This window comes from Actinomadura logoneensis (assembly GCF_003428695.1).
Taxonomy (GTDB): domain Bacteria; phylum Actinomycetota; class Actinomycetes; order Streptosporangiales; family Streptosporangiaceae; genus Spirillospora; species Spirillospora logoneensis.
The window spans coordinates 1-6,382 of record NZ_QURH01000055.1 but is presented as its reverse complement, the minus strand read 5'-3'; the positions used below and the strand labels follow the sequence as shown (position 1 = coordinate 6,382).

The window sequence follows — 6,382 nt, the reverse complement described above, 5'->3', positions numbered from 1 at the left end:
GTGTCGCGCTCGCCGACGACGCCCGCCGCGGCCACCCCGTCGCGCAGGCGGCGATGCGCCGCGCCGGCCGCGCCCTCGGCCTGGCCATCGCGTCCGCGACCCACCTGTGCGACCTGGAGGTCGTGTCGATCGGTGGCGGCATCTCCCAGGCGGGCGCGCTGCTGTTCGACCCCCTGGAGGAGACCCTCCGCGCCCACGCCCGCATGGACTACGCCCGCCGCCTCAGCGTCGTCCCCGCCGCCCTCGGCCAGACCGCCGGCCTGGTCGGCGCCGCCGCCCTGATCTACGAAGCCGACAAATACTGGTCCGCCGACTGACCCCACCTCCACCTTGTCCGCCTCCTCTTCCCGTCCACCGTCACCTCTCGTCCGCCTCCGCTCCTCGCCCGCCCCCTCATCCGTCCCTCATCCGCCTCCACTCCCCGACCGCCTCTTGTCGCGGCGGTCACCCCGCCGCGCCTCCGCGGAACGTCCGCTGCGCGGCGGCCGGGTGCCGCCCGCGCCAGGGCGGGCAGGCGGGCGAGCGGGCGGGGTGATGGGGCGGGCCGGGTGCGTGGCAGGATGCGGGGGTGGTCTCCGTCCCGATCGAAGACGTCCAGGACGCGCGCGAGCTGCTCTCCGCCGTCGCCGTTCCGACGCCGCTGATCCCCTCCCGCGTTCTGTCGGAGGCGATCGGCGGGCCGGTGCTGTTCAAGTGCGAGAACCTCCAGCGGACCGGGTCGTTCAAGATCCGCGGCGCGTACGTCCGGATCGCGCGGCTCTCCGAGGAGGAGCGGGCGCGGGGCGTCGTGGCGGCCAGCGCGGGCAACCACGCGCAGGGCGTCGCGCTCGCCGCGTCCATGCTCGGCGCGAAGGCCACGGTCTTCATGCCGGAGGGCGCGCCGCTGCCGAAGGTCGCCGCGACCCGCGGCTACGGCGCCGAGGTGGTGTTCCCCGGCCCGACCGTGGACGCCTGCCTGGAGGCCGCCGCCGAGTACGCCGAGGAACGCGGCGCGGTCTTCATCCACCCGTTCGACCATCCGGACGTCGTCGCGGGCCAGGGCACGATCGGCCTGGAGATCCTGGACCAGTGCCCGGACGTGCGGACGGTGGTCGGCGCGGTCGGCGGCGGCGGGCTGATGTCCGGCATCGCGACGGCGATCAAGCAGGCCGCCGGGCACCCCGTCAAGATCGTGGGCGCGCAGGCCAAGCGCGCCGCCGCGTTCCCCGCCTCGCTGGCCGCCGGGTACCCGGTCAGGATCGACGTGCAGCCGACGATGGCCGACGGCATCTCCGTCGGACGCCCCGGCGAGCTGACGTACGAGCTGGTCAGCGAGCTGCTGGACGCCGTGGTCACGGTGACCGAGGAGTCGATCTCGCAGGCCCTGCTGCTCTGCCTGGAGCGTGCCAAGCAGGTCGTGGAGCCGGCGGGCGCGGCGGGCGTCGCGGCGCTGCTGGAGCACTCCTACGCGGTCCGGACGCCGGTCGTGGCGGTCCTGTCCGGCGGCAACATCGACCCGCTGCTGATGGCGAAGGTGCTGCGGCACGGTCTCGCGGGCGCGGGCCGGTACCTGGTCGTCCGCTGCCGCCTCAAGGACCGTCCGGGCGCGCTCGTCACGCTGCTCGGCGAGCTCGCCGGGTTCGGGGTGAACGTGCTGGACGTGGTGCACGAGCGCATCGCCGCGCGCCTGCCCGTCGAGGAGGCCGAGGTGCTGCTCCAGCTCGAGACGCGCGGCACGGAGCACAGCGAAGAGGTCACCCGCCGCCTCCGCGAACGCGGCTACACCCTCACCATCGGCAACTGACCCCGGTCACGCGCACCCGGCCGGCGCGGTCGCGGCCTTGAGCGCATCCGCGTCCAGAACCGTCGACCGCGCCCGGTGGGAACGGTCGGCCGCGGCCGGTTCGAAGCCTCAGCCGCGCCCGGTGGGGACCATCGGCCCCGGGCGGTGGGGTGGCCTGTTGGGGCACCCCACCGGGACGGGGGTCAGAGGGTGGGCTTGCCGGGGCTGTAGATCCAGTCGTGGGCCCACTTGGAGATGTCCTTGTGGGAGACCTCCCGGGCCGTCCGGACGAACTCGGCGGTGGAGCCGGTGCCGCCGCGGTGGGCGCTCTGCCAGACGCGCAGCAGCCGGAAGAAGGACGCGTCGCCGATGCGTCCGCGCAGGACGTGGATGGCGGCGGCGGCGCGGTCGTAGACGAGGGCGTCGAAGATGTGGTCGCGGCCCGGGTCGGAGACGACGCCCTTCCACAGGTCGTCGGTCGCGGGCTTGGAGTAGACGTCCTGGAAGCTCGTCGCGATCGGCGTGTCGGCGAACTTCTCCGCCCAGAGCCACTCCGAGTAGGTGGCGAAGCCCTCGTTCAGCCAGATGTCGGACCAGCGGCGCGGGGAGACGCTGTCGCCGAACCACTGGTGGCCGAGCTCGTGCGCGAGCAGGCCGCCGGACGGGATGTTCCCCGGATGCCGGTACAGGTCGTAGACCGGACGGCCCTGGGTCTCCAGCGCGTAGCCGACCTTCCCGGCGACCGTGACGCCGCCCGTGGACGACCACGGGTAGCGGCCGTAGAGCGACGCCTCCCAGTCCACGACCTGCGCGGTCTGGGTGTTGAACTGCCGCGCCTTGTCCGCCGGGATCTTCATGTTGACGTCGGTGTAGGTGAGGTTCGGCAGGCCGCGCGCCGTCCGGCCCCGGATCTCGTCGTACCGGCCGATCGCGATCATCGCGAGCTCGCTCGCCATCGGACGGTCCATCACCCAGCGGCTGGTCGTCCAGCCGCCGTGCGAGCGCCGGCCGGCGAGGTCGCCGTTCGCGACGGTGGTCAGGGTACTCGGCGCGGTGAGGGTGAAGCCGTAGGTGGCCTTCTCGGTGGGGTGGTCGTCGACGGGGTAGACGGTGGCCGCGCCGATCGGCTGGTTCAGCATGAGCGCGCCGTCGGCCGTCGGGACCCAGCCGGAGACGCCGAGCGCGGGGTCGTCGATGGTCTGCGGGACGCCCGAGTACGCGACGGTGACCGCGAACCTCTTCCCCTTCCGCAGTCCCTTCGGCGGCGTGATGACCAGTTCCTGGGTTCCCTCCCGCCGGTAGGACGCGCGCCGCCCGTCCACCGTGAGCGACCTGATGGTGAGGCCCTGGAAGTCCAGGTCGAAGCGGGAGAGGTTCTGGGTGGCGCGCGCCTGGACGGTCGTGACGGCGTCGATCGCCCTGGTCGCCGGGTCGTACTTCAGCGCGATCTCGTAGTGGGTCGGGGTGTAGCCGCCGTTGCCCATCTCGGGGAAGTAGGGGTCGCCCGCGCCGGCCGCGCCCGGCGTGAACCGGGCCGGGGCGGCGTCCGAGGGCAGCGCGGCGGCCGTGGTGGCGGCCAGCGCGAGGCCCGCGGTGACGGCGGTGGTCGTGAGCACTCTGGAGACTCTGCTCATGCGCCTCATCCTTGCGAGGAATATCGTCCGCCCCAGAATTTCCTCGCCGTCACCGCGGCTCAAGCGCGTTTTGATCTCAAATCTTCGGTTTGCCGGGCGTGTAGAGCCAGGTCTGGAACAGCGGGCCCAGCCTCCGGTGCGAGATCCGCTCGGCGAGCGCGACGAACTCGGGCGTGCTGCCCGTCCGCCCGGCGCGTTCGGACGCCCACGTCCGCAGGATCCGGAAGAAGGCGCGGTCGCCGACCGTCGTCCGGAGCCGGTGCAGCGTCATCGCGCCGCGCGTGTAGACGGGGAAGTAGGAGAAGAGCCTGTCCCGTCCGGGGTCGCCGGTGCGGCGCTGCCACGCCGGGTCGGACGCGGGCCGCTTGTAGGCGTCGGCGAAGGCCCGCGCCGCGCTCGGGCCGCCGTGCTGCTCCTGCCAGAGCCACTCGGCGTAGGTCGCGAACCCCTCGTTCAGCCAGATGTCCTTCCAGCGGGCGAGGCTGACGCTGTCGCCGAACCACTGGTGCGCCAGTTCGTGGACGATCAGCGGGGCGTCGGCGTCGCCGTGGTAGACGGGCCGGTCCTGGGTCTCCAGCGAGTAGTTGATCTGGAGGTCCTCCACGATGCCGCCGGTCGAGTCGAACGGGAACCGGCCGAAGACCGACGCCTCCCAGTCGGTGACGCGCGCGGTGGTGCGCTGCAGCCGGTCGGCCTTCCTGGCGTCCTTGGCGGCGAGGGACCGGGCGACCGCGCTGATCGAGCGCACCCCGCCGGGCGTCCTGCCGTCGCGGGTGACGAACCGCCCGATCGCGATCATGGCCAGGTAGTTCGCCATCGGACGCTTCGACGACCACCGGTACGTCCGGGTCGAGCCGTGCCGGACGACGCCGTGCGGCTCGCCGTTCGCCAGCACGGCCAGCCCCTTCGGGACCGTCACGCGGAACGCGTAGGTGGCCTTGTCGGACGGGTGGTCGTTCAGCGGGAACCAGGTCTGCGACCCGGTCGGCTGGGACAGCGTGATCACGCCGCCCCTCGTCGGCAGCCAGCCCGTCCGGCCGAGGATCGGGTCCTCGAGGACGCGCGGCCGGCCCGCGTACGTCACCGTGACGGTGAACCTCGCGCCCCGGGGGATGCCGGCCGCCGGGGTGATCACCAGCTCCTGCCCGCGCCGCTCGTACGTGGCGGGCCTGCCGTCCACCCGCAGGTCGGAGATGGTGTTGCCGACGAAGTCCAGGTCGAACCGGGACAGGTTCTGCGTCGCGGTCGCGTTGACCCTGGTCGTCGCGCGCATCCGCCGTCCGGCGGGCTCGTAGGCGAGGTCGATGTCGTAGTGGGTCGCGTGGAAGCCGCCGTTCCCCGCCTCGGGGAAGTACGGGTCGCCACTGCCGGGCGCGCCGGGCGTGTACACGGCGCCGCCGCCGGTCCTCGCCTGGACGCCGGGGTACGGGGCCATCCCGGCGGCGGGGTAGGGACCTGCGGCGGTGAGGCCGGCGGGCGCCCAGGCCCCCGCCCCGGCGATCGGTGTGCAGGCCATGATGGGAGACAGCAGCAACGCCGTCGCCGCCCGTTTGGTCACCACTTCTTTGGTTTGCCCTTCTGGTAGAGCCAGGCGTTGAACAGCCTGTGCAGCCGTCGTCCGGAGACCTTCTCCGCCACGGCGACGAAGTCGGCGGTGGTGACGGGCGCGGCGCGTCCCTGCGCCGCCCACGCCTTCAGCACCCGGACGAACGTCTTGTCGCCGACGCGTTCACGCAGCGCCTCGACGCACATCGCGCCGCGTGTGTAGACCGAGAAGCCGAACAGGTCGGCGCGCGCGGGGGAGCCCGGCGGCGGGGCGAACACCGGGGACGCGCCGGGCTGGGTGTAGTACCGCTTGAAGACGCTCTTGGCGGACTCCCCGCCCTTGTGCTCGGTCCACATCCACTCGGCGTAGGTCGCGAGGCCCTCGTTGAGCCAGATGTCCTTCCAGTCGCGCAGGCCCACGCTGTCACCGAACCACTGGTGGGCGAGCTCGTGCACGATGAAGCGCTCGCCGGGCGAGAAACCGCCGTAGACCGGACGCTCCTGGCTCTCCAGCGCGTAGTCGAGCGGCGGATCGTCGATCACACCGCCCGCCGTCGGGAACGGGTACGGGCCGAAGGTCTCCACGCCCCACCGCATCGCGGCGACGGTCGTCCGCTCCAGCTTCCGCGCGGCCCCCGCGTACCGGGGATCGACCGCCGTGATCACCGGGACGCCGCCCGTCTCCGTCCGCCTGACGTCGAACTTCCCGATCGCGACCATCGCCAGATAGGTGGCCATCGGGGCGGTCTCGGACCAGTCGTAGGTGGTCGTCGCGCCGTGCTTCGCCACCGCTCCGGGCGTGCCGTTCGCGACCACCTGGAGCTCGGACGGGACGGTGATGTGGAAGTCGTAGGTGGCCCGGTCGCGCGGATGGTCGTTGACGGGCAGCCAGGTCGGCGTGCCGTCCGGCTCGCCGAGCGCGACCGCGCCGTCCTTGGACGGGATCCAGCCGTAGGTGCCGAGCGCGTCGCCCTTCAGCGGGCCGGGACGTCCCGCGTAGTGGACGACGGTGGTGAAGCGCGCGCCCTCGGCGATGCCGGCGGCCGGCGTCACGACCAGTTCCTGGCCGTCGCGGGTGAAGGTGGCGGGCCGCCCGTCCACGCTGAGCTCGGTGATCTTCGGGCCGCGGAAGTCCAGGTCGAACCCGGGGAGCGGCTGCTCCGCCCTGGCGGTGATGGTGACGGTCGCGTCCACGTCGCCGGAGGCGCGGCCCGCATACGCCAGCTTCACGTCGTAGTGCTCGACGTCGTAGCCGCCGTTGCCCGCCGCCGGGAAGTAGGCGTCGCCGAGTCCGGACGATCCGGGCGCGCCGCCGCTCTTGGTGGCGGTTCCGACGCCGGCCGCGGTCCGGCCGGCCGCCTCGCCGACCGTCCCACCCGCGGCGCCGCCGACCGTCCCACCCGCGGCACCGCCGACCGTCCCACCGGTCGCTCCCGTCGCG

The 6,382-nt window shown here is 73.2% G+C and carries 5 protein-coding genes; 2 read left to right on the top strand and 3 right to left on the bottom strand.

The genetic code is table 11. The annotated features are described in order from the left end of the window. Together DZF91_RS02975 and ilvA are read left to right on the top strand one after the other, a co-directional pair. A partial coding sequence (locus tag DZF91_RS02975; protein WP_147340963.1) for an ROK family protein occupies nucleotides 1-317 on the top strand: 317 nt, incomplete at its 5' end. 251 nt (nucleotides 318-568) lie between these two features. Further along, nucleotides 569-1,783 (top strand): threonine ammonia-lyase, encoded by a 1,215-nt coding sequence (gene ilvA / locus DZF91_RS02970; protein WP_117355971.1) that lies wholly within the window; start codon nucleotides 569-571, stop codon nucleotides 1,781-1,783. Between the two features lie 182 nt (nucleotides 1,784-1,965). Here ilvA and DZF91_RS02965 read toward each other — a convergent pair whose 3' ends face one another. From DZF91_RS02965 to DZF91_RS02955, 3 genes are all read right to left on the bottom strand, one after another. Then, nucleotides 1,966-3,396 (bottom strand): M1 family metallopeptidase, encoded by a 1,431-nt coding sequence (locus DZF91_RS02965; protein ID WP_117355970.1) that lies wholly within the window; start codon nucleotides 3,394-3,396, stop codon nucleotides 1,966-1,968. Nucleotides 3,397-3,472: 76 nt separating this feature from the next. Next, nucleotides 3,473-4,954, bottom strand: a complete 1,482-nt coding sequence (locus DZF91_RS02960) for a M1 family metallopeptidase (RefSeq protein ID WP_235834040.1) — start codon at nucleotides 4,952-4,954, stop codon at nucleotides 3,473-3,475. Continuing rightward, nucleotides 4,951-6,382 (bottom strand): M1 family metallopeptidase (locus DZF91_RS02955; RefSeq protein ID WP_235834039.1); only part of this gene is annotated, 1,432 nt, incomplete at its 5' end. The genes DZF91_RS02960 and DZF91_RS02955, both read right to left, overlap by 4 nt.